Annotated in this window: 6 protein-coding genes; 1 reads left to right on the top strand and 5 read right to left on the bottom strand. The window is 63.1% G+C overall.

Going from position 1 to position 2,928, the window contains the following annotated elements; genetic code table 11:
- The coding region (locus VEI45_RS19880) for an NAD(P)-binding protein (protein WP_324856242.1) at nt 1-550 on the bottom strand (550 nt) is incomplete at its 3' end.
- 122 nt (nt 551-672) lie between these two features.
- Between VEI45_RS19880 and VEI45_RS19875 the strand changes: the two genes are divergently transcribed.
- Nucleotides 673-1,272, top strand: a complete 600-nt coding sequence (locus VEI45_RS19875; protein ID WP_324856241.1) for a TetR/AcrR family transcriptional regulator — start codon at nt 673-675, stop codon at nt 1,270-1,272.
- A gap of 92 nt (nt 1,273-1,364) precedes the next feature.
- On the opposite strand, the gene VEI45_RS19870 is transcribed toward VEI45_RS19875, so the two are convergent.
- From VEI45_RS19870 to VEI45_RS19855, 4 genes are all read right to left on the bottom strand, one after another.
- On the bottom strand, nt 1,365-1,652 hold the full coding sequence (locus tag VEI45_RS19870; protein WP_324856240.1) for a HigA family addiction module antitoxin: 288 nt from the start codon (nt 1,650-1,652) through the stop codon (nt 1,365-1,367).
- A 13-nt stretch (nt 1,653-1,665) separates the two neighbouring features.
- Complete coding sequence (locus VEI45_RS19865; RefSeq protein ID WP_324856239.1) at nt 1,666-1,947, bottom strand: type II toxin-antitoxin system RelE/ParE family toxin; 282 nt, start codon at nt 1,945-1,947, stop codon at nt 1,666-1,668.
- Between the two features lie 66 nt (nt 1,948-2,013).
- On the bottom strand, nt 2,014-2,406 hold the full coding sequence (locus VEI45_RS19860) for a sterol carrier family protein (RefSeq protein WP_324856238.1): 393 nt from the start codon (nt 2,404-2,406) through the stop codon (nt 2,014-2,016).
- A 9-nt stretch (nt 2,407-2,415) separates the two neighbouring features.
- Nucleotides 2,416-2,928 (bottom strand): SRPBCC family protein (locus VEI45_RS19855; protein WP_324856237.1); only part of this gene is annotated, 513 nt, incomplete at its 5' end.

Raw genomic sequence — 2,928 nt, 5'->3', positions numbered from 1 at the left:
TGTCTTTGTCCGGCAGGTAGCGGTCGATGGCGTCCATCGCCGAGCCGAACAGCATCTGATGGATGGCCGTACGTTCGGCTTCGTTCGCCGCACAGGCATACATCTCGTCGAGAGTCTTGGGCGGGGTGCGCACGTCGAATCTGCCCAGCGCTTTCGCCGGTCCTTGGCTCCAGGCGATCAACTCGGCCATGCCCGTGATCGCGTCGGCGCCGTGTTTCTCGCCGAGGTGCATCATCAGCTGCATCGGATCGCGGTAGAAGATCATCGGCTCCTCACCGGACTCGCCGATATTAACCGACATGACTTCGGCGTCGACGGTCGGAAGAGTGTCCAGGCCAAGCTCTTTGGTGATCTGGTGGGCGGTGGGAAACTGCACCGATCCCGCGATCTCGTAGCGGAATCCGTCGATGAGCTCCACCGTCGCGGCCATTCCACCGCTATAAGTGTTGGCCTCCACACACAACGTGCGCAGGCCCGCACCCTGCAGGATGGCGGCCGCCGTCAGGCCGTTGTGTCCGGCGCCGACAACGATCGCGTCATAGTCAGTCATCGCTCGCATCCCTTCTCAAGGCCACCGCCGGCCCGCGCACACAGCAGAATATGTCAGTACTGACATAATAGGAAGATGTCAGTACTGACACGTTGCGGAAATTCGCGATAGCATCTGGCGCGATGACCGAGGCGACCAATCTTCATGAGCTGCGCCGGCGATCGACGCACGAGGCGTTGCGCCGGGTCGCGCTGGCGCAGTTCGCCAGCAAGGGCTTCGGCAATGTGACGGTGACGCAGCTGGCCACCGAGGCCGGCGTCACCGAGCGGACGTTCTTCCGGCACTTTCCCAGCAAGGAAGCAGTCCTGTTCCAGGATTACGACACCCACCTGGACTGGCTGGCCGAGGCCTTGGCGCAGCGGCCCGCCACGGAGTCGCTGTTCGATGCCGTGCTGGCCAGCGTCGCGAGCTTTCCGCACGACGTGGAAGTGGTTCGCCAGGCCGCGATCGCCCGTTCGACGTTGATATCCGCCGAGCGGATCGCCGCGCATTTGCGCGTGGTGCAGTCGTCGTTCGCCGAAGTGCTGACCGACTTCATCAAGACCCGCCACGCCGCAGTTCCCAACCTCGACCTCGTCGCCGAGGTCGCGGGAGCCACCCTGGCGGCGGCTCTGGTGGTAGCGGTGCAGAAGTGGGGTGACGACGGTTGCACCGGCGACCTGGGTGAAATCGTTGCCACGAGTGTCGATCTGGTGCGTTCCGGGCTTGCGCCGTTGGCCTAGTGTCGATGCACCCTCCCGATCGATACTCAACGCATCGGTGTTAAGAGTTGGCAGTTCACGGTCGGTACCCCAGCCGACGATCGGCTGGCTTCTTACGCAATCCGTTCGATCGCCGCCAACTCGCGTACAAGATGTTCGCGGGCGACTTCGGCGTCATAGTGCGCCTGCATGTTAATGAAAAACATGTCGGTCAACCCCAGCGCGCGTGAGAGCCGCAGCGCGGTGTCCGCGCTGATTCCCCGCTTGCCGTGGACGATCTCGTTTATCCGGCGCGCCGGTACATCGATCGCCTTTGCGATCCGATACTGCGAGATCCCCATCGGCTCGAGGAACTCCGTCAATAAGATCTCCCCTGGATGGGTGGGCGCAAAGTCTGACATCGGTTTCTCCTCTCTAGTGGTAGTCGACTAGCTCGACGTTGCCGGCGCCGGCGCTACTCCAGTTGAAGCAGATCCGCCACTGGTCGTTGACGCGGACGCTGTACTGGCCGCCGCGGTTGCCGCTGAGTTTTTCTAGGCGGTTTCCAGGTGGCACACGTAAGTCGCTGATGCTCTCAGCGGCGTTGATGAGAACAAGCTTCCGGTAGGTGAGTCTGCAGAGCTCCGGGCTGAGTTTCTTGACGTAGCGGCGGTGCCAGATCGCCTCGGTGTCCTTATCCCGGAACGAGCGGATCACCTGTCAATGATAACGGACTGCGTTATTAACGCCAAGCGTTATTGCCTGGAGGCAAGCCAGCAAAAGCTAGCCGGCCAGGCGCACCAGCGGTAACCAGGTCTGGATCTCGCCCGCACGCGAGCCGGAGAGGTGCAGCGCCCCGGCGGCGCTGGCATCCGTTAGCGCCAGTAGTCCGGTGGCCAGCAGCAGCCACGTTCGAGGATCGGTCTCGACCACATTGGGCGGTGTGCCCCGGGTGTGCCGCGGCCCGGAAATGCACTGCACCGCAACGAACGGCGGAACGCGGACCTCGACGCTGGAGCCCGGCGCTTGCGCGGCCAGCGTGCGCGCGGTGAGCCGAACCGCCGCCGCCAGATCCGTGCGACTGGGAGCCGGGCGGGTGTCGTCGCGCAACCAATCTTCGACAGCCAAGACCGCTTCGCGGGTCTGCACCGGGTCGGCGTGATGACGGGCGGCCATCCGCCAACACTATTGCAAGGCCACCCCGAGCTCTTGCGCGAAAACTTTGATCATGTGCTGAACGCCAATCTCGTTGCGCCCAACGATCATGTGATCGTGTTGGCCGTGCCTGACCCCTTCGCCGCACTGCGGCAGCATTGCGAAGTCCTCGTCACGCACCGCGGCGTGCACCCCTTCAAAGACCGCGTCGTATCCGGCCCTCATGTCATCGGTCGTGGCGGGCAGTCGGCCCATCCAGCTGTGACGAACGGTGCAGCGGGTGGGCTCGCCATCGGGCAGCAAGTCGATGATCTCCACGCCAACTGGACTGTTGGCGAGAACGAGGTTCGGGTATATCCAGTAGATCACTCCCATGTTCGCCAGCGGTTCCGCCGATGCGGCGGGGTCCGTGTCAAGGTTGGTGATCCAGGTGAACGGGAAGCCGATCCGATGGTGCTTGCCGAAATCGTCGTAGACCATCGTGTTGGCGAGGGTGTTCTGTCCAATGAGACTTTGGCCGTGGACGTAGGGGAAGTGGTATCC

This window comes from Mycobacterium sp., from assembly GCF_035623875.1.
GTDB lineage: Bacteria > Actinomycetota > Actinomycetes > Mycobacteriales > Mycobacteriaceae > Mycobacterium.
Note: the sequence above shows the minus strand (reverse complement) of the source record. Positions and strands in the feature narration are given on the sequence as shown.